Raw genomic sequence first — 18,377 nt, 5'->3', positions numbered from 1 at the left:
AGCTGTATCGCGGATTCGTCACCGTAACTTCAAGTGACGAATCAATTCGGATGGCAAAGTATTCTGTTGGCTCGCTATGTTCGAGAGTCAGAATATGCAATCGTCGTTGCCGTATAGCAGAGACGAGCCGTCGTTCGATTGGAAGCCTACAAAGAAGCCGATTGAGGTGGGTCGCTCGACATCCGTCCACCGTCCGTGCCGTTCAATGCGAAGCCAATCCATGACGCGGAGCTGGATGCCGTCATTGGCTATCGCGAGGAAAACGCGGGCGTATCGCGCATCTATGCGCTCGACGGGCGTATCACGATAAGCGAGAGGCGTATAGAGTCGCCGCTTACCGTCGTTCGAGAGCGCGACTACACCATTCTTCACTTCGCTTACAGACACATCCTATGAAGCAGCCCACCGTTCATACCACGGCGCATATTGATTCCAGCGCGACAGTGCAATGGGACAGCGATTGCTTCACTGTGCGCTGCGCAATCGAGTATGCGGCTTCGTCCACTTCCGTCGAAAGACGGTCAACCTAAGCGAAGAGATCGACCGGCGCTGCGATATCCATCCGCCGATCTATGTCATTACTGCGGGAACGCTATCGATGGTGTTAGATTCGGATAAGCGTCTCAAGGGGTTCGACCTCTACACAAATCCCGAAAAGTGGGTTGCATGCTCGCTGCCTTTGCGCGGCGCGGTTCAGGAAACGCCGCATATCGAGACGTCGTTCGATGCAAACGGTCACGGGAACGGGCATCGGGGTCGATGAGAATCTGGCGCAGATTTGCGTAGAGGGTTTATTTCTGAAAATAACGAAGCCGAAGCATGAAACGCTTTGGGCCACGCTGTTCGGCCGCGGTCACGCGGGAACGTGATGCGGTTCCACGGAAAAGAGGAGACATTCGCATGAAAGCCGTACACAAGCTCGCCGTCGTCGGCATCGGCAAGATCGCGCGGGATCAGCACTTGCCCGCGATCGCCGCGCAGCCGGGGTTCGAACTCGTCGCGTGCGCGAGCCGCAATGCAAGCGTCGAAGGCGTGCGCAACTATCCGGATATCGGCGCGCTGCTCGCCGCCGAGCCGTCGGTCGATGCAGTGTCGCTCTGCGCGCCGCCTCAAGTGCGTTATGCGCAAGCGCTCGCCGCACTCGACGCAGGCAAGCACGTCATGCTCGAAAAGCCGCCAGGCGCGAGCGTGAGCGAAGTCGAAGCATTGCGCGACGTTGCACGCGCGAACGGCTGCACGCTCTTCGCCTCGTGGCATTCGCGCGCGGCGAGCGCAGTCGAACCGGCGCGCGCCTGGCTCGCGTCGAAGGAACCGGGCGCGATTCGCTCGGTAGAAGTGCGATGGAAGGAAGACGTGCGGCGCTGGCATCCGGGGCAGCAATGGATCTGGGAGCCGGGCGGTCTCGGCGTATTCGATCCGGGCATCAACGCGCTATCGATCGTCACGCGCATCCTGCCGCATGAAGTCGCGCTGCGCGCCGCCACGCTCACGATGCCGGCCGATACATCCACGCCGATCGCCGCCGAACTCGATTGCGTCGCGACGAACGGCGCGCCGGTGCGCGCGGTGTTCGATTGGCGTCACGGTCCCGTCGAGGAATGGGACATCGACATCGAAACGGACGCGGGCCGCCTCTCGATGCGCGAAGGCGGCAAGCGTCTGTCGATCGCGGGCAAGGAGATCGATGTCGAAGCCGAGCGCGAATATCCCGCGCTGTACGAGCACTTTCACACGCTCATCGAAACGAAAACGAGCGATGTCGATGTGCGACCGCTGCGACTCGTCGCCGATGCATTCCTCACCGGACGGCGCATCGAAACGGAAGCATTCGGCCGCTGACGCGCGCGCATCACGAAGCGCGATACGTCGCGCTTCGAATCGCATTGATCGCGAATACATCGCCCTCGGGCGCGGCGCTCACGTTCCCGTGCCGCGCGACGAGCGGAATGCGACGCGTGCTTCCCGGCGCGAGATGAAACCAGTCGATGCGTGCGAAGTAGTTCGGATCGGCGATATGCACCCAGCGCGCGAGCTGCGCCGTTTCGACAATGAGACTGAAGCCCTCGTCGTCCTTCTCGACGGTGACGCTCAAGCCGATATCGCGCCGCTCGCCGATCGACGGATCGGGGAAGTGGAACGCTTCCGACAGCACTTCGTTCGTGTCCGCGTCGCGCAGAACGACATGCGTCGCATCGTGCGCGCGCGGGCCGAAGCGATACGCATATGCGATATCGAAGAATGCGCCGATCAGCGCATTCGACGACACACGTTGTACGCTGCGCGGTTGCAATACGACATCGCGCGAACCGCTCGCCACCTTGATCGCGCCTTCACGCAGGCACGCCAGTTCGACGCGCGCGCGAATCTCGCGCGCGGTATCGTTGACGAGATGAACGTCGAGTCCGTCGAGACCTTCATCGAGGATCAACGCCTGCACGGGTTGAAGCACGCGCGCGAGTCCATGCAGCGCGCTCTTCGGTGCGCCGAGAACGTCGATGATGCCCCAGCCCGCGCCCGGACGCACATCGAGCAGATTCCATACGATGCCCCCCGCACAACTCGATCCTTCGCGACGCCATTCCGAGAACACCGCGCCGATCACATCCGCGACGACCGCGCGCGACAGTTCCAGATAGCGCTCGGGATTTTCATAGCGCAAACGCGGCACGTCCATGCGATAGAGCGATCGCATGTAATGCTCGCGTACATCGTCGAAATCCCACGCCGAGCCGGGATCGCGCGGCACGCCTGCTTTCCAGCGCGGTTCGTGCGCGCGCGCATTCGGTATCGCGCGCAGGGCGACATCGTCGGGAACGTTGGCGAACGCGAGACATTCGGAGGCGAAGCGCACGTGCGCGCGACGCACATCGTCGAACGGGCGCTGATACGCCGGCACGCCGTAGTAATGCGTAATGCCGCCGCGCGTGCCGAAAGGCATCGACTCCTTGTCGCCGGGCGCCGCGCTCGGCGAGTTCACGACATACGCGACGTCGGGCCGCTGCGCTGCAATCGCATTCGGCAAGAGTTCGGTGAAGAGGCGCTGCTGATACGCGTCGAAGGGCAGGCCGAGCATCGCCGCCTGCTGATGCACTTCGCTTCCGCCACACAGCACCGCGAGCGATGCGAAGCGTCGCGTGCGTGAAAGGAACTGCTCGGCTTCGCGTTGCGCGCTCTCACGAAATGCTTCGTCGTCCGGATAATCGAAATTCGCGAACGCGAAGTCCTGCCACACGAGCACGCCGTATTCGTCGGCGAGTTGGTAGAACGTGTCGGATTCATAGAGCGTGATGCCGCTCACGCGAATGATGTTCAGGCCCGCATCGCGAATCAGGCGGAAGACGTTCTCGAGTTTCTCGCGCGGCGCATCGAGCGCGACGATATCGGCCGATGTCCAGCACGCGCCGCGCGCGAATACAGGCACGCCGTTCACGACGAGCTGAAAGCCTCGGCCGTCCACACCACGATCGACTTCTATCGTGCGAAAGCCGACTTCGCCGAGATCGATATCGCCGAGCTTCACGGCATAGCGCGATGGCTCGCCATGCGTGTGCGGATACCACAAGCGCACATCGGGCACGCGCACGCGGCCTTTGAGCGTGCGCGCGTCGTGCCATTCCAGCGTGGCGTGCGCGTCGCCACATTCGATGCGAACCGGCGCCTGTTCCTGTGCATGAAAGTAGCGCACGGTGACATCGAGCATGCCATCGTTGCCGTCGATGCTCGTGCGCAGATCCACGTTGTCGATGCACGCGCGCGTTTCGCCGATCAATTCGATGGGGCGCCACGGACCCGCCGGTTGAATCGTCGGACACCATCCGGACATATGCCCGAGCAGCGTCGTGCGAACGTTGCGCAACGTGGCGGGTTGCGCGAGCTTCGGACGCCAGCGCGCACGTCCGCGTTTGGCGGCAAGCGCGGGCGCGATCGAACGGAAGCACAGATGAAGCGTATGCTCGCCGTTGAGTTCGACGTCGAGATCGTGCGCGACGAACATCGAATCCGATTCGAGCAGCTTGCGATCGTCGAGCCATATTTCGGCGATGGTCGCGAGCCCATTGAAGCGCAAGCGCCGCATGCCGTCGCCCGCGAGCTTCACGCGATACCAATGATCGCAATGCGCGAACGGCTGCGCGAGCGCTTCATCGCTGACGCCTTGCGCGCGCAATGCGGATGCGATCGTGCCCGGCACGGGCGCGTCGATCCACTGCGTGACGGTGTCGAGCGATGCGGGCATCGCGCATGAGCCGGCGGGCGTGCTCACGCATTGCCAGCCTTCTGAAAGACGCCGCGCCGCGTGCGCGCACTGGTCGTGCATGAACCTACCTCGTCGATGGAATGCGAAGAACGACGCCAAAGCCGCGCGGCATGTGCGCGGCTTCGGCGTTCACAGAAAGCGCGCGGCGAGCGGCTCGATAACCTTGTCGTACGAAGCCTGCATCGAATCGAGGCAGTCTTCGCACAGGTCCGAGCGCGAGCGCATGCGGGCGCGCGCGAGTCGAAACTGCATGACCATCGCTTCGCTCGCGATCGCTTGAGCGCTCGTCTGAATATCGCTCGATACTTCCACGCCGTGCCGGTTCAGCCAGCCGAGATACTTCGACAGCAACTCGAAGTTCGAGCCGAGCTGACGCATCACGTTGAACGTGTAGAGGTGATAGTACGCGGGATCGCGTTCGAGCAACGCACGCAGATGCTCGGGAAATTCCGCGCGCCATTGCGCAACGGGATTCACCGCGGGACGTTCCGCGAGACGCAGCTTGAGCAACTCGACCGAGCGTTGCACCATCGCATCGCCTTCGAGCGGCGCACGCGCGCGCTTCACGAACTCGACGTACGGGAAGAGCGCGTGCACATCGCTTGCGAGGCCCGGCATCAGACGGAACACGCCATCGTAGTCCTCGCCCGCCAACGCGAAGTAACCCGCATTATGGAAGTACGTGATGCGCTTCGCTTCCGTGTCGATGGCGTCGATCGCGATGGTCGTCTTCGTATGCGTCTGCCGATACGCGGTCGCGCGTGTGTCGGGCAGATAGTACGAGTCCATCTCGACCACCACGATCTGCCCGCGGCGCGTCTGCTCGCGCACGTGCGCTTCCAGCGTGTCGTAGATCGCGAGCTCTTGCGCCTGCAGGCCATAGAGCCGCGCGATATCGTCGAGCGAAAACTTCGGGAACGTGAACTGATCGCCCTCGAATGCCTGCGTCACCGTGAAACCGAGCGCCGCATGCGGATCGCAGCCGTAGTGATGCAGCAACTCGATCCACAAGTCGACATAGCAGTTCGTCTCCAGCCAGACGCGCTCTTCGCGATGCAGCGCGTGCTGGATGTAGGCGGTGTCCGCAGGCATGGACGTGTCGGTCACGGCTTCTGCCGGCGAGCGTGCGTTCATGCCTTGTTTCCCAGGTTCGCGAGGCCTTCCTCGATGAGCGGCGCCTTGTCGCCCCAAAGCAACTGACGCACTTTCTCCGGCCACGCCTTGACATCGAGACCGTGGTGACGGAAGAGCGCGAGCGTCGTGCGCTCCATGCCGAAGCCGACACACGCGGTATGCGCGACCTGATCGTCGGCCTGACGGATGTGCCACAGCTCGCCGAAGTGGTCCTGGTGATAGTTGAACGACAGGCACGCGGTCGGACGGTCGGGCGTCGCGACGGGCACGAGCAGCTCGAACTTCAGTTGCTGCGCGCGCTGGCTATCGGCGACGATCATGCCGCCGCGACCGAAGAACGGATCGTTCGCGAGATCGATTTCGAAAGGCAGTTGCAGCAGATTGACGAGCAGCGAACCGCGGTCGATCCACTTCTGACGGAACGCCATCACTTGCTCGGGGCTGCCGACGCGGATGTATTCGCGCATCCGGAACATCTGCATGCGGCCCGGATCGATCGACGGCTCGTGGCGGAAGCAGTACGAGAACGCATCGAAGATCGCGCCGTCAGCCGCGAGATTGCCGCGCTTCGCGACGAGCGGATAGATCGGATAGCACGCGGCCGGCGTGAGCACGAGGCGCGTCGGCTTTTGCTGATCCATCCATTCGTCGGAGCGCTCTTCCTCTTCACCGATATGCACGATCTTGTCGAGCGCTTCGAGCAGGCGATGATGCCCGCGATCGTTGCCCTGGAACGAGTGGATCGTGCCCGCCAGATTCGGGAAGCTCTTCAGATACTCGCTGTCCTCGAAATCGCGGCGGCGCATCGCGGGCGGAAAGCGCAGCACTTCCGCGTGTTGATCCGCGCCGAGCATCGTGATGGCCTGATTGAGCCGTTCGACGACATCCTCGAATACTTCGCTGCGGCCATAGAGACCGTCTTCGCCGGTATCGAGCAGAATGCCCGCTTCGATCAGGCGATCGCGCAAGGTCAAGTCCGATTTGTCGTACGGTGCCTGTGTCTCTTGTGATTGTGCTTGTGCTTCGGCCTGCATCATGGCGGCCTGTTCCGTCGGCATGTTCATCGTCAAATGGTCCCCGTTGCGGCGCGCTGCGCAAGCAGCAGGTTCGCCGTGTTCAATTCGATGCGATCGTTGCTGATCATGAGCGGCGCCGAATGCAGATCGCGCAGATGGCGCCCCACGCTGAACGGCGTGTCGTTCTTGTAGCCCGCCATGCCGCAGATCATCAGCGTCTCTTGCACGACATGCAAAGCCGACTGCGAGATCGCCAGCTTGAGCATGTTCAGATCGGCGTTGATGCCGATCGACGCCGCGAGCGGTGCGTCGTCGTCATTGCTCTGGTTCGCCTTGCGCGCCGCGCGTTCGGCCTGCGCCGCTTCGACATTGGCGAGCGATTCGCGCAGCCGCGCCTGCATCATCTTGATGAGCGTGAGCACTTGCGAAAGGCGCGCGGCCGAAGGCGGCAACGCGGGCTTGCCGCGCGCCTGATTGCGGAAGAACTGATGCCCGCGATTCGCCGCGTCGCTCGCGATGCCGCACCATACCGACGACCACAAGGTATGGGATACGGGCAGCATGCTTTCGTCGGCGATCTTCGAGAACGGCGTCGGCAGAATCTGTTCCGCGATGCCGCTCGCGACCAGTCGATGTCCTTCGCTGCATGTCCCGCGCATACCGAGCGTGTCCCACGTCCCACGCTGCTCGAGCGTGAACGTTTCGCGCGGCGCGACGATCAGCACCTGATCGGAGGGCGGCGCGTCCGGATGACGGCGCGCCGTCACGAGAATGGCGTCGGAATACTTGCCGTACGAAATGGTCGGTGCGAGCTTCTCGATGCGAAACGCGTTGTCGACGAGATCGACCGCGCACGCGCTCGTACGCATGTTGCCGCCGATGTTCTCTTCCGACGTCGCCGATGCGAGCAGCAACTGTTCGTTGACCATGCGAGCAAGGAAAGCGCGCTGCCACGGCACGTTCACGCCATGATCGACGATGCAAACGACCTGGCTCTGATGCATCGCATAGATCATCGCGGACGATGCGCAGCCTTGCGCCAGTGCCTCGCACAAGCGCGCGACGCCGGTGAGCGACAGACCGTCGCCGCCGTATTCCGTCGGGATCATCGCGGAGAAGAGACGCTCCTTGCGCATCGCCGCAACCGCTTCGGCGGGAAAGCGCGCTTCGCGATCGACCGCGTCGGCGTACTGGGCCGCAACGGCCGCGACGCGCTTCGCGGCTTCGATCAGTTCGCTTTCGCTACGCAAGATTGCGCTCTGCGCGAGCTCGGCGACTTCAAGCTCCTGAGCGGGCGCGTTCATGCTGCCGCCTGCGAACGACGCAGTTCGTCGACCGCCGATGCGAGCGAATCGACGCTCGAAAAGAGACGGCGAGTGAGCATGTGATCGGGAATTTCGATGCCGAACTCGTCTTCGATCGCCAGCATCACATGGACCGTGGCAAGCGAAGAGAGACCGGCGGCGTAGAGATCGTCGCCGTCGGCGAGCGTATCGATGGGCACGTCGAGACGAGCGGACTCGGCGAGGATGCGGCGCAATTCAGTTTTCATTGTCTATGTTTTCCCTTGTACCCGGCCATTGGTGCAACTAACCCGGGTCGCGACGATGAGTTCTTATCGAATGTCGCTAACCCCGGTGCGAATCGGCAGTGGTGTTGTTGTTGTCTCGCGAAGACGGTTCCACGAGAGCCCTCGCACGCACTGTTTTCTTATAGCTATTGTTTGATCGTATTTAACGAATTTGCGGGCCTATGCGTCCGTGCGATGGCGCACGGAGGGCTTCGTCGAGAAAGCATCGTTTTGTGCGATATCAAGCACGTCGCGATCGGATGCGATGATTCACACTCACGTCAGCGCTTCATATTCGATAAATAGGTAACTCCTTCGCATGGTCGAATGAGTGATAAGCAAAAACGATGCGTACACTGAAAGCATTTTGAAACGATAACTTTCCGGAGTGAATTGATTGGTTCTGATATCGCTGCTGCTTCTATTCATTGCGCTGTTCCTCGTTTGGAGAAAACGGCGCGGATTGATTCTGGTGATGACGGCTATCGTCTTCTGGGGGCTCGGAAGCTGGTTTCCGGGGCCGCTCGTGCGGCTCGCGAACGATCACTACGCGTCGATGAAGGATCCGACGTTCGGCCCGCGCACGGCGATCATCGTGCTGGGCGGGGGGACCTGGTACGACCATAATCGGCGTCTCGTGCCCAAGGGTGACGCGATGACGCGCATCGATCTTGCGGCGTCGCTCTATAAGCGTTGCGTCGAGATGGAGAAGGCGTGTTTTGTCATCATGAGCGGAGGCAACCCGCAGCATCACGAGCAAAGCGAAGCAGACTTATATGGAAGCCTGCTTCTCGACGCAGGCGTGAAGCGCCAAGATCTCATCCTCGAAAATCAGAGTCTCGACACTTATGAGAACGCGCGCAATACGGAGAAGATACTGCGGTCGCGGCCCTACGATACGTCGGTTTTGATAACGTCGTCGCTTCACATGCGTCGCGCGATGCTCGCGTTCGAAGCCTTCGGTTTGCATCCACAGCCGACCGTCGCTTATGTTCGTCCGCAGTTCATGTGGTGGCGTCCGCATCGAAGAGGATGGTTCGATTCGAACAGCGCGTTGCATGAGCTGGTTGGTATCGTGCGGTTTTATGTATGGAGGTGGGTCGGGTTGTATTGAGACTGGCGCGTCGGCGCAAGACCTATACTTCCGGTAAAGACGACACGGAAGGCCATCCAGTGAATCAACTCATCCACGCCGTCGCGTTCGCGGCCGACAAACATCGCAAGCAGCGCCGCAAGGATGCGGACGCGTCGCCGTACATCAATCATCCGATCGCGCTCGCTCATGTGCTCGCGAACGAAGGCGGGGTCGAAGACGAGCGCGTGCTGATCGCCGCCATATTGCACGACACGATCGAAGACACGGACACATCGCGCGATGAACTCGTGCGGCGGTTCAGCGCGGAGATCGGGCGCATCGTCGACGAAGTGACGGACGACAAGTCCTTGTCGAAGGCCGAAAGGAAGCGTTTTCAGGTCGAACACGCGGCGCATATCAGTCACGGCGCGAAGCTCGTGAAACTCGCCGATAAGATTTGCAATTTGCGCGATATTCTCGCCGCGCCGCCGTCCGGCTGGAGCGATGAGAGAAAGCGCGAATACTTCGATTGGGCGAGGCGTGTCGTCGATGAATTGCGCGGCACGCACCGGGAACTCGAAGCCGTGTTCGATGAGGTCTATCGCAAAGGCATCCCTTCAGGACACGTGGTCGCCTGAGGCCAGCGCGTCGCTCAAATAACGCGCCGTGCGGCTTGCAGCATGTTCGGCGATACGTTGCGGCGTGCCCGTCGCCACGATCCGGCCGCCATCTTCACCGGCGCCCGGGCCGATGTCGATGACCCAATCGGAAAGCGATGCGACGCGCATGTCGTGCTCCACGACGACGACCGTATTGCCCGCATCGACGAGCCCTTGCAGTTGCGCCATCAGGCGATCGACGTCGGCGGGATGAAGCCCCGTCGTCGGCTCGTCGAGAATGTAGAGCGTGTCGCCGCGATGCGCGCGCTGCAGTTCGGTTGCGAGCTTGATGCGCTGCGCTTCTCCGCCTGATAGCTCCGTCGCGGGCTGCCCGAGCCGCAGATAGCCGAGGCCGATGTCGCGCAACACGGCGAGCGCGCGCATGACGCTGGCTTCATCGGCGAAGAAGTCGCATGCCGTATCGACGGTCATGCCGAGCACATCCGCAATGTTCTTCCCATGCCATTCGATTTCCAGCGTCTGCGGGTTATAGCGCGATCCGTGGCATGTCGCGCACGACGTGTAGACGCTCGGCAGGAACAGCAACTCGACGCTGACGAAGCCTTCGCCTTCGCATGTCGGGCAGCGTCCTTGCGCGACGTTGAACGAGAAGCGTCCTGCGCCATAGCGGCGCTTTCGCGCGGCCGGCGTGTCGGCGAAGAGCTTGCGAACGTGATCGAAGAGGCCGGTGTAGGTCGCGAGATTCGAACGCGGCGTGCGGCCGATCGGCTTCTGGTCGACGCGCACGAGACGCCGGATCGTCTCCATGCCTTCGACGATGCGTCCGCCCGCCGAAGCGTCGGCTCGAGCGAAGAGCGGGTCCTGCTCGTCTTCTTCTGCATCGTCGAGCGCGCGTCCGAGCCGCTCCGCGACGAGTTCCGGCAACGCCTGACTCACGAGGCTCGACTTGCCCGAGCCCGAAATGCCGGTGACGGTCGTGAAGGCGCCGAGCGGAAACGCGGCATCGATGCCATGCAGGTTATTGCGCGTGATGCCTTCGAGCCGCAACCATCCGCGCGGTTCGCGTGCGACGCGTTCGATCGTTTGCTTCGGCGCGAACAGATGCCTGCGCGTCTGCGATTCCTCCACCGATGCGAGGCCTTCCGGCGGCCCGCTATACAGCACATGTCCGCCTCGTTCACCGGCGGCCGGACCGACATCGATCAGCCAGTCCGCGCGCCGCATGGTGTTCAGATCGTGCTCGATGACGAACAGCGAATTGCCTGCTGCCTTCAATCGCTGCAACGCGGCGAAGAGCGCTTCGCTGTCGGCCGGATGCAAGCCCGCGGATGGCTCGTCGAGCACATAGACGACGCCGAAGAGCTGCGACGCGAGTTGCGTCGCGAGCCGCAATCGTTGCAGTTCGCCGGATGAGAGCGTCGGCGTCGCGCGATCGAGCGAGAGATAGCCCAGACCCAGATCGATGAGCGTGCCGAGCCGCTCCAGCAAATCCGCCGCGATGCGCTCGGCGGCGGCGCGTTTCTCGTCGGAAAGATTGGCCGTGCGGCGCACGTCCGGCGCGGCCTTGTGCGCCGAGCCGCCTGCCGCGACGCGCTTGGCCGTCGCCGCGATGCGGTCTTTCCTCGCGAGCGCGGGAGCCGGCGCTTCATCACTGGCGGGCCATTCTCCGCGTGCGATGGGCGCAAGTAGATCGGCGAGTCGGATGAGCGGCAGACGCGCGAATTCGGCGATGTCGAGCCCTGCGAACGTCACCGATAGCGCTTCCTTCTTGAGCCGCTTGCCGTGACATGCGGGACAATCGCTGCCGACCATGAAGCGCGACACGCGCTTTTTCATGAGCGCGCTTTGCGTGTGCGCGAAGGTATGCAGCACGTAGCGGCGCGCGCCGGTGAATGTGCCCTGATAGCTCGGTTCGGCGCCGCGTTTCAGCGCGGCTTGCGTCTCTTTCGGCGTGAGACCGGCGTACACCGGCACCGTCGGCTGCTCTTCGGTGAACAGAATCCAGTCGCGATCCTTCTTCGGCAAGTCGCGCCACGGCGTGTCGACGTCGTAGCCGAGCGTCACGAGTATGTCGCGCAGATTTTGTCCGTGCCACGCGGGCGGCCAGGCCGCGACGGCGCGCTCGCGGATCGTGAGCGAGTCGTCGGGCACCATCGACTTTTCCGTGACTTCGTAGACGCGGCCGAGGCCATGGCACACGGGACACGCGCCCTGAACCGTGTTCGGCGAAAAATCTTCCGCGTACAGCATGGGCTGCTTCGGCGGATAACTGCCGGTGCGCGAATAGAGCATACGCACGAGGCTGGAGAGCGTCGTCACGCTGCCCACCGACGAGCGTGCATTCGGTGCGCCACGCTGCTGCTGAAGCGCGACGGCGGGCGGCAAGCCTTCGATCGAATCGACCTGCGGCACGCCGACTTGTTCGATGAGCCGCCGCGCATACGGCGCGACCGATTCGAAATAGCGGCGCTGCGCCTCGGCGTAGAGCGTGCCGAATGCGAGCGAGGACTTCCCGGAACCGGATACGCCGGTGAAGACGACGAGGGCGTCGCGTGGCACGTTGACATCGACGTTTTTCAGGTTGTGCTCGCGCGCGCCGCGCACGCGCACGAAACCTGCTCTCGATGCAGGCGCGGCATCGTCGCGATAGGCGGATTCGCGTTGGGTTTTGCGGGCATCCATGAGTCGGGCGGGTTGTCTGGCCGGGCGCGGCGGCGGAAGTAAGGAATTCGCATGCAGCATGCCATATACCAGATGGCATTTTGAATTACGCATCATGCATGCGATCGCATTCAGACCGGTGGTGAACCTGATCGACGAGGGAAAAAATGAGGACAATGCCGGTGCGGGTTCCGGTCGCGCTGACGGCAGGTGTGACGATAGGCGGGTCGGGCGTTGCGATGGCGCAGTCGGGCGGCAACGGCAATGGCGGATCGGGCAGGGGCAACGCTCACGGCGCGGCAACGGCCGGGCCGACCGTCGGCGGCGACAACACGTCCACGCCCGGCAGTACGCGCCAGGGCAGCTTCCACTCCAAGCACAAAAAGAAAGCGAAGCCCGCGACGACGACCCAGTGACGGGCCGATCGTAGCGGCGGGCGTTGCCGATCAGACCGCGACGCTTTCGATGTCGATATCGTCGGTGCCGAGGCGCGAGAAGATGTCGCAAACGGCCCGCATCTCCGCTTCGTCGCGAATGCTCACGATGACGCGTGTAATGCTGCATGCCACGTCAGCGTCGCCGCCGTCCGCGCCGAACGAGGGGAGGATGTCGTCGCTCGACATGTCGAGTCCGTAGGGATAGTCGTGCGTGTCTACCACGCCCAGATGTTCCCCGTGCCCCGCGTATTCCGCCGCGATCCATTGTGTCTGCGCATTGTTGCTCTGCGTTTGCGAAGTATGGAAATCCGCGAAGCCGCTCATGCTCGCCACGCGCACGCGGTCGGCCGCGATTCCTTCCGCGCGCAGGTCTTCGAGTGCTTCATCCAGCTTACGGGAGCCGTAGAACGCTCCGCTTACTTCACGCATCATTTGCTCGTCTCCTTGCCTGCCAACCTCGATGCCGCGTCTCAGTATCGCTGTGAAAATTGCGAATGTGAATACGGATGTCCACCGGTTGAGCGCCTGTCCGATGAGTGACTTGCGCGAGAGGCGAAAGACGTGTGGTGCAACGCAGAGACATGCGTGGCGATTAACCGGTGAACCGCTGTGATCGGGCTCGCGACTGCGCGAGTTGATGGCGAATCCAACGGATGCGGCATGGACTCGCGAGCCGGACGATGAAGCGAACCGCCAATGCGCGGACAAAAAGGATATTTGCCGACGTGCGGCTGATGCCGTCTGGCGGGCGCGTTTCACTTCATGCGGTACATGAACTTTACGCCGCAACGAACGGTTTATCAACGCTTTGCTTTGTCCCTATTCGGACGTTTTCGATAGGGATTTCCATCATGACCGGCACAGCGTCGAACAGAGCTCGCCGCGTTATGCGGCTCGCTCAATGAAGCGATTGTTGGTTCTAGAAATTGCCTCGATGGATCGTCGAGTTTCGCGCTGAAAACGATAGTCATCGTACAAGCTGTCCCGCGCCCTATAATTGCTCATCGAGCATACAAAGATCGGCCTTTCAATGTCCCAAGCACTCGCGTCCGGCGCGCTTCGCCGCTCCCGAAATCTCACCGAGGAAGTCGTCGCCGAGTTATCGGAGCGGATTCGCAGCGGCGCGCTTCAGCCCGGCGACAAGCTGCCGACCGAATCGGAAATCATGGCGCAACTCGGCGTGAGCCGGACTGTCGTGCGCGAATCCATTTCGCGATTGCAGGCTGCGCGCCTCGTTCAGACGCGGCACGGCATCGGTACATTCGTGCTCGAAGCGGGCGATCAGGAGCGGTTCCAGATCGAGGCCGCGGGCGATCTCACCGTGCGCGACGTGATGGCGATTCTCGAATTGCGCATCAGCCTCGAAGCCGAGGCGGCCGGTCTCGCGGCCATGCGCCGCACCGATGAAAACCTCGCGCAGATGCGCCGGGCGCTCGACGAATTCGAGCGGCTCATCGAAGCGGGCGAAGGCAGCGCGGTCGCGGCCGATGTGGCCTTTCATCTCGAGCTTGCGAAGGCTACCGGTAATCGTTACTTCCATAGCATCCTGAGCCAGCTCGGCAACACGATCATTCCGCGCACGCGCGTCAATTCGGCGGCGCTTGCGCATAACGATCCTTCTGGCTATCTCGATCGCGTGAATCGCGAGCATGAAGATATTTTCGATGCGATCGAACGCCGCGATCCCGAAGCAGCACGCGCGGCCATGCGGATGCATTTGTCGAACAGCCGGGAGCGGCTGCGGCGCGCGCATGAGGCGGCATCGAAGAATGACTGATCGCAGTGGCGTCGTTTAATCTTCTTCGAGCATGACCGAAAGCGTGCCGGCTTCGCTTTGCACGCCGGCATCGAGATCGATCTCGTGCGGCGCCATCCTGGCAATCGCGCGCAGAAGACGCGGCGAGAAGCGCGCGCCGAAACGCGCGATCTCGGCTTCGCGTGTAGCGTCATCGGCATGTGAGAGCGCGCGCAACTCATTCAGCGGCAAGCCAACGAACAGATCGAGCGCGTAAGGCGGCGCATCCGAAGCGGCCGTCGTCCGCGACGAATCCGGCGCGCGTATGCGCAGGCCCGGTTGCAAATGCGATTCGAGCTCCATCGTCACTTCATAGTTCGCTTCCAGCTCGAGTGCCGCGTGCGCTTCGTTTCGTAAAAACGGCGCGACGGATTGCAAGCGGGCCAGTTCATTGTCTGAGAGCAGCATGATTTTTTCCTCCGGATATCGGTTGAAGTTATCACGCTCGAATGATGCTTGCCGGCCGAGAAAAATCGACCGAAAGACGGCGTTGCGGTTCGTTCTAAACGCGCCTAATTACTGTTGCGATGGGTTGTCGAGCTATCGTCCAAAAGGCTTGCTTGAGCGCGTGCGCATCAAACGTTTGCGCAATCGGCCCAATTCTTATCGCATGCTTAAGCACCCGCATGTCCGACGGGTTAGTTCGGAATCCCCCAATTCCACGCTAGGATCCGAATAGCTAAGCTGACGAAATTGCCAGCTACGAGTCAACCGAACGCGTAAGTGAGCCGTTAGCCTTTCACGCACTCGGTTCACTTCGTCGAAGAATCGTTATCGACGGATCGCCACTTCGGCGCGCGTTCATCTGCTTGCATTCTTTCTTTCGATAAGCCTCGTTCGAGGCCATATCAAATTCCTTGCGTTTTTTTACGAATCGCCAAGGCCAGTAAGGTAATGTGAATATTACGAAATATTTCCGACAGGAATGTGTCGGACGTGGAGACCAGGCGTTTGAAGATCCTACATAGCGAGTCCTCGAAGGGATGGGGCGGTCAAGAAATACGGACGTTGAAGGAGATGGTCGCGTTGCGCGAAAGCGGCCATACCGTCGAGCTGATTTGCCCGAGCGATGCGCGGCTCGGGCAACGTTGCGCCGAACTTGGGTTCGCCGTTCACCACGCGCGCATGCGCAGTGGCGGCGACATGCGATCCATTCTGGCCATCAAAGCGCTTCTGCGTCGCCGCGCGTTCGACGTGCTCAACACGCATAGTGGCCACGACAGTCTCGTTGCCGGCGCGGCGGGGCGGCTGGCGCGCACGCCGCTCATCGTGCGTACGCGGCATCTGGCATTGCCCATCTCGTCGCTCGCAACTTATACATGGCTTCCGCATCGCGTGATCGCCGTGAGTCATTACGTGCGCCGCTATCTGATTTCGGCGGGTGTTGCGGAGAAGCGCGTGCAGACTATTTACGATGGCATTCCGAAACCTCAGCATGTCTCGCATTCGACTTTGCGCGCGGAACTCGGTCTCGGTGAGGACGCATTCGTTGCGTGCATGGTTGCGATCATGCGCGACAAGAAGGGACATGAAGATCTTATTGCGGCAGTGCGCCCGCTCGTCGACACGCATCCCAACCTGCATGTTGTGATGGCGGGCGATGGTCCTTTGTTCGAACGCATCAAGGGAATCGTCGATAGCTTCGGCCTCGCCGATCGCATTCGCCTGCTGGGCTTTCGCACCGATATCCCCAATATCTTTCGCGGTTCCGATCTATTCGTTCTTCCCACGCATCAAGAAGCGCTGGGCCAGGCTTTCATCGAAGCAATGGCGGCGGGCTTGCCCGTCATCGGCACGCATGTCGATGGCGTGCCGGAACTGATCGAAGACAACGTGAATGGACTGCTCGTGCCGCCGCACGATCCCGTTGCATTGCGTGCGGCGATTGTCCGCATGATCGACGATCCGGCGTTGCGCCAGCGTCTGCGCGACGAGAGCCTTCGCATCACCGAACGTGGCTTCACCATAAGCGATATGGCGGACGAAACGGCCAGTTTCTATCAGCGCGCATTGCACGAACGAGGTCATCGCAGATGAGCGCGAAGTATGCACGCGCCGTTCCCGTGCTGATGTACCACCACGTCAGCACATCGCCCGGCATGATCACAGTGACGCCCGATAACTTCGCCGCGCAAATGGACTACCTTGCGCGCGCGGGTTATCGCACCATCGGCGCGGCGCAACTCGCAGGTTTTCTGAGCGGCGAGGACGTGCCCGCGAAATCGTTTGTCATCACTTTCGACGATGGTTATCTCGACAACTGGGTGCACGCGCATCCGGTATTGAAGCGCCATGATTTTACGGCGCTGTGCTTTCTTGTCAGCAGTTGGCCCGGCGAAGGCGGCGTTCGTCCGAATGCATCGGACAACTTGGCAACGATGCCGAGATTGCTCGATCATCGTGCGGGGGAGCGCGCAATCGAAAATGGATACGCCGATGATGTGATCCTGCGCTGGTCCGAAATCGAAGCGATGCGTGAAGCCGGCACGTTCGAATTTCATAGCCATACGCATTCTCATGTGCGCTGGGATCAGGTTGCGAGTTCGCGCGACGAGAAACGCAAGGCGTTGCAGAACGATCTGAGCGCCGCGCGTGGGGCACTGCGCACGCGTCTCGGCGAAGTATCCGATCATCTGTGTTGGCCGCAAGGTTATTACGACGACGACTATCGGGAAGTCGCGTTGAATGCGGGATTCAGGCACTTCTACACATGCCACACTGGAACGAACGTCGGCGCGAATCCGCTGGATCGCGCTGCATCCGACGATGCCGAACGCACGATCAAGCGGCTCGAAGTGCGCGACCGGCCGGCTTCGTGGCTGGCATCGCGTTTATGGGTGCATACGCGGCCCGCGATAAGCCGAGCTTATCTGAAGATCAAACGCTGATTCACTGCTGAGGCGTTCGCACGAAAGCGGCGATCGCATCGTTCACTGCATCGGTCGCATCGCGATGCGGCGAGTGGCGGCACTGCGGGAGCTTGACGAACTGCGCGTGCCCGACAGCCGCCGCGATCTTGTCGAGTTGCAGCATCGACGCATATTCGTCGTCCTGGCCTTGAATGGCGAGCAATGGCCGTTTGATCGACGATATTTGTTCCGTGATGTCCCAATGCAAGAACGCGGGATTCAGCCACGCATCGTTCCATCCGTAAAAGGCTGAATCCACATCGTCGTGATAAGCCTCGAGCTTTTCTCGGAACGACGTCGTTTCATACATTTCACGCGCCTTTGTGATGCCTTCCACGGTCATCGGTTCCACGAACAAATGCGGAGCGAGGACGGCGAGACCGGCAAGCGATTCGGGAAATGCTCGGGCGTAGAGCAGGGCGATCGTGCCGCCATCGCTATGCCCGACGAGCCACATGCGCGCACGTTCCCGTGCGTCGATGTGGAGCGCATCGAGCAATGCGGGCAATACTTTTTGCGCTTGCAGATGCAGAAACTCGACCGGCCACTTTTCTTCGGCGCGCCGTGGCGTGGATCGGCCATAACCTGGCCGCGAATAGACGAGTCCCCTGCAGTTCAGGCGATCGCAAAGCATTTGCGGCCAGCCTTTCCATAGCGCGATCGAGCCCAGTCCTTCATGCAGGAACACTGCGATAGGCGCATCGGCGCGCTCCGGATTCAGCCACTGATATTCGATGCGCACCGAGGAAGCGGCGCCATTCAGTTCGACGAAGCGCGTCGTGTCGATGCTTGCTGCAGGGTCGGTCATCTGTTTGCGAATGCTGAGCGTGAAGTACAAAGATTATCAGACGGCGCGCCTGCAGCTTTGAACCCGACTAATACATCATTGGTCCTGCGCGATCTTT

General features: G+C 61.5%; 17 protein-coding genes. 8 read left to right on the top strand and 9 right to left on the bottom strand.

Annotation, left to right across the window (positions count from 1 at the left end):
• The first annotated feature begins 448 nt into the window (after positions 1 to 448).
• Positions 449 to 763 (top strand): hypothetical protein, encoded by a 315-nt coding sequence (locus QCE49_RS22775; protein WP_250457336.1) that lies wholly within the window; start codon positions 449 to 451, stop codon positions 761 to 763.
• Between the two features lie 137 nt (positions 764 to 900).
• Positions 901 to 1,839 carry a Gfo/Idh/MocA family protein gene (locus QCE49_RS22770; protein WP_175981093.1) on the top strand — a complete coding sequence of 313 codons (939 nt, stop codon included), beginning with the start codon at positions 901 to 903 and terminating at the stop codon, positions 1,837 to 1,839.
• A 10-nt stretch (positions 1,840 to 1,849) separates the two neighbouring features.
• Here the strand turns inward: QCE49_RS22770 and QCE49_RS22765 are convergent, their stop codons facing one another.
• The 5 genes from QCE49_RS22765 to QCE49_RS22745 form a co-directional block, all read right to left on the bottom strand.
• Positions 1,850 to 4,315 carry a glycosyl hydrolase 2 galactose-binding domain-containing protein gene (locus QCE49_RS22765; protein WP_250457337.1) on the bottom strand — a complete coding sequence of 822 codons (2,466 nt, stop codon included), beginning with the start codon at positions 4,313 to 4,315 and terminating at the stop codon, positions 1,850 to 1,852.
• 69 nt (positions 4,316 to 4,384) lie between these two features.
• Positions 4,385 to 5,389, bottom strand: a complete 1,005-nt coding sequence (locus QCE49_RS22760; protein WP_008348339.1) for a DUF1839 family protein — start codon at positions 5,387 to 5,389, stop codon at positions 4,385 to 4,387.
• Positions 5,386 to 6,453, bottom strand: a complete 1,068-nt coding sequence (locus QCE49_RS22755; protein ID WP_033536223.1) for an amino acid--[acyl-carrier-protein] ligase — start codon at positions 6,451 to 6,453, stop codon at positions 5,386 to 5,388. The genes QCE49_RS22760 and QCE49_RS22755 overlap by 4 nt, the downstream gene beginning before the upstream one ends.
• Before the next feature lie 2 nt (positions 6,454 to 6,455).
• Entirely contained in the window at positions 6,456 to 7,709 is a 1,254-nt protein-coding gene (locus QCE49_RS22750; RefSeq protein WP_175981087.1) for an acyl-CoA dehydrogenase family protein, read from the bottom strand.
• Positions 7,706 to 7,957 (bottom strand): acyl carrier protein, encoded by a 252-nt coding sequence (locus QCE49_RS22745; protein ID WP_008348335.1) that lies wholly within the window; start codon positions 7,955 to 7,957, stop codon positions 7,706 to 7,708. Before QCE49_RS22745 ends, QCE49_RS22750 begins: the two co-directional genes overlap by 4 nt.
• Positions 7,958 to 8,372: 415 nt before the next feature.
• On the opposite strand from QCE49_RS22745, the gene QCE49_RS22740 reads away from it, so the two are divergent.
• Entirely contained in the window at positions 8,373 to 9,089 is a 717-nt protein-coding gene (locus QCE49_RS22740) for a YdcF family protein (protein WP_250481963.1), read from the top strand.
• A 59-nt stretch (positions 9,090 to 9,148) separates the two neighbouring features.
• The gene (locus QCE49_RS22735) at positions 9,149 to 9,688 is read left to right on the top strand and encodes an HD domain-containing protein (protein WP_250457338.1); all 540 of its coding nucleotides are present in this window, start codon (positions 9,149 to 9,151) and stop codon (positions 9,686 to 9,688) included.
• Here QCE49_RS22735 and QCE49_RS22730 read toward each other — a convergent pair.
• A complete protein-coding gene (locus QCE49_RS22730) occupies positions 9,668 to 12,352 on the bottom strand; it encodes an excinuclease ABC subunit UvrA (protein ID WP_250457340.1) in 2,685 nt (894 codons plus the stop codon). The two genes, QCE49_RS22735 and QCE49_RS22730, sit on opposite strands and share 21 nt — an antisense overlap.
• Before the next feature lie 146 nt (positions 12,353 to 12,498).
• Here QCE49_RS22730 and QCE49_RS22725 point away from each other — a divergent pair, with 146 nt between their 5' ends.
• Complete coding sequence (locus tag QCE49_RS22725; protein ID WP_409017423.1) at positions 12,499 to 12,747, top strand: hypothetical protein; 249 nt, start codon at positions 12,499 to 12,501, stop codon at positions 12,745 to 12,747.
• A gap of 30 nt (positions 12,748 to 12,777) precedes the next feature.
• Here the strand turns inward: QCE49_RS22725 and QCE49_RS22720 are convergent, their stop codons facing one another.
• On the bottom strand, positions 12,778 to 13,200 hold the full coding sequence (locus QCE49_RS22720) for a hypothetical protein (RefSeq protein ID WP_008348325.1): 423 nt from the start codon (positions 13,198 to 13,200) through the stop codon (positions 12,778 to 12,780).
• A gap of 598 nt (positions 13,201 to 13,798) precedes the next feature.
• On the opposite strand from QCE49_RS22720, the gene QCE49_RS22715 reads away from it, so the two are divergent.
• Entirely contained in the window at positions 13,799 to 14,545 is a 747-nt protein-coding gene (locus QCE49_RS22715; RefSeq protein ID WP_008348324.1) for a FadR/GntR family transcriptional regulator, read from the top strand.
• Positions 14,546 to 14,560: 15 nt separating this feature from the next.
• Here QCE49_RS22715 and QCE49_RS22710 read toward each other — a convergent pair whose 3' ends face one another.
• Complete coding sequence (locus QCE49_RS22710) at positions 14,561 to 14,971, bottom strand: hypothetical protein (RefSeq protein WP_250457341.1); 411 nt, start codon at positions 14,969 to 14,971, stop codon at positions 14,561 to 14,563.
• Positions 14,972 to 15,514: 543 nt separating this feature from the next.
• Between QCE49_RS22710 and QCE49_RS22705 the strand changes: the two genes are divergently transcribed.
• Positions 15,515 to 16,600 (top strand): glycosyltransferase, encoded by a 1,086-nt coding sequence (locus QCE49_RS22705; protein ID WP_250457344.1) that lies wholly within the window; start codon positions 15,515 to 15,517, stop codon positions 16,598 to 16,600.
• The gene (locus QCE49_RS22700; protein WP_250457345.1) at positions 16,597 to 17,451 is read left to right on the top strand and encodes a polysaccharide deacetylase family protein; all 855 of its coding nucleotides are present in this window, start codon (positions 16,597 to 16,599) and stop codon (positions 17,449 to 17,451) included. The genes QCE49_RS22705 and QCE49_RS22700 overlap by 4 nt, the downstream gene beginning before the upstream one ends.
• 1 nt (position 17,452) lies before the next feature.
• Here QCE49_RS22700 and QCE49_RS22695 read toward each other — a convergent pair whose 3' ends face one another.
• Positions 17,453 to 18,280 (bottom strand): alpha/beta hydrolase, encoded by an 828-nt coding sequence (locus QCE49_RS22695; RefSeq protein ID WP_309806461.1) that lies wholly within the window; start codon positions 18,278 to 18,280, stop codon positions 17,453 to 17,455.
• Positions 18,281 to 18,377: the final 97 nt, after the last annotated feature.

It is taken from the genome of Caballeronia sp. LZ008, from assembly GCF_031451435.1.
GTDB classification, from domain to species: domain Bacteria; phylum Pseudomonadota; class Gammaproteobacteria; order Burkholderiales; family Burkholderiaceae; genus Caballeronia; species Caballeronia zhejiangensis.
This window is presented reverse-complemented; position numbering and strand designations above follow the sequence as displayed.

What these genes read in the sequence shown, in the direction of transcription:
- QCE49_RS22775 (WP_250457336.1), top strand. Translation starts at nt 449, where the DNA reads ATGGGACAGCGATTGCTTCACTGTGCGCTGCGCAATCGAGTATGCGGC.
- QCE49_RS22770 (WP_175981093.1), top strand. Translation starts at nt 901, where the DNA reads ATGAAAGCCGTACACAAGCTCGCCGTCGTCGGCATCGGCAAGATCGCG.
- QCE49_RS22765 (WP_250457337.1), bottom strand. Translation starts at nt 4,315, where the DNA reads ATGCACGACCAGTGCGCGCACGCGGCGCGGCGTCTTTCAGAAGGCTGG.
- QCE49_RS22760 (WP_008348339.1), bottom strand. Translation starts at nt 5,389, where the DNA reads ATGAACGCACGCTCGCCGGCAGAAGCCGTGACCGACACGTCCATGCCT.
- QCE49_RS22755 (WP_033536223.1), bottom strand. Translation starts at nt 6,453, where the DNA reads ATGAACATGCCGACGGAACAGGCCGCCATGATGCAGGCCGAAGCACAA.
- QCE49_RS22750 (WP_175981087.1), bottom strand. Translation starts at nt 7,709, where the DNA reads ATGAACGCGCCCGCTCAGGAGCTTGAAGTCGCCGAGCTCGCGCAGAGC.
- QCE49_RS22745 (WP_008348335.1), bottom strand. Translation starts at nt 7,957, where the DNA reads ATGAAAACTGAATTGCGCCGCATCCTCGCCGAGTCCGCTCGTCTCGAC.
- QCE49_RS22730 (WP_250457340.1), bottom strand. Translation starts at nt 12,352, where the DNA reads ATGGATGCCCGCAAAACCCAACGCGAATCCGCCTATCGCGACGATGCC.
- QCE49_RS22725 (WP_409017423.1), top strand. Translation starts at nt 12,499, where the DNA reads ATGAGGACAATGCCGGTGCGGGTTCCGGTCGCGCTGACGGCAGGTGTG.
- QCE49_RS22720 (WP_008348325.1), bottom strand. Translation starts at nt 13,200, where the DNA reads ATGATGCGTGAAGTAAGCGGAGCGTTCTACGGCTCCCGTAAGCTGGAT.
- QCE49_RS22715 (WP_008348324.1), top strand. Translation starts at nt 13,799, where the DNA reads ATGTCCCAAGCACTCGCGTCCGGCGCGCTTCGCCGCTCCCGAAATCTC.
- QCE49_RS22710 (WP_250457341.1), bottom strand. Translation starts at nt 14,971, where the DNA reads ATGCTGCTCTCAGACAATGAACTGGCCCGCTTGCAATCCGTCGCGCCG.
- QCE49_RS22700 (WP_250457345.1), top strand. Translation starts at nt 16,597, where the DNA reads ATGAGCGCGAAGTATGCACGCGCCGTTCCCGTGCTGATGTACCACCAC.
- QCE49_RS22695 (WP_309806461.1), bottom strand. Translation starts at nt 18,280, where the DNA reads ATGACCGACCCTGCAGCAAGCATCGACACGACGCGCTTCGTCGAACTG.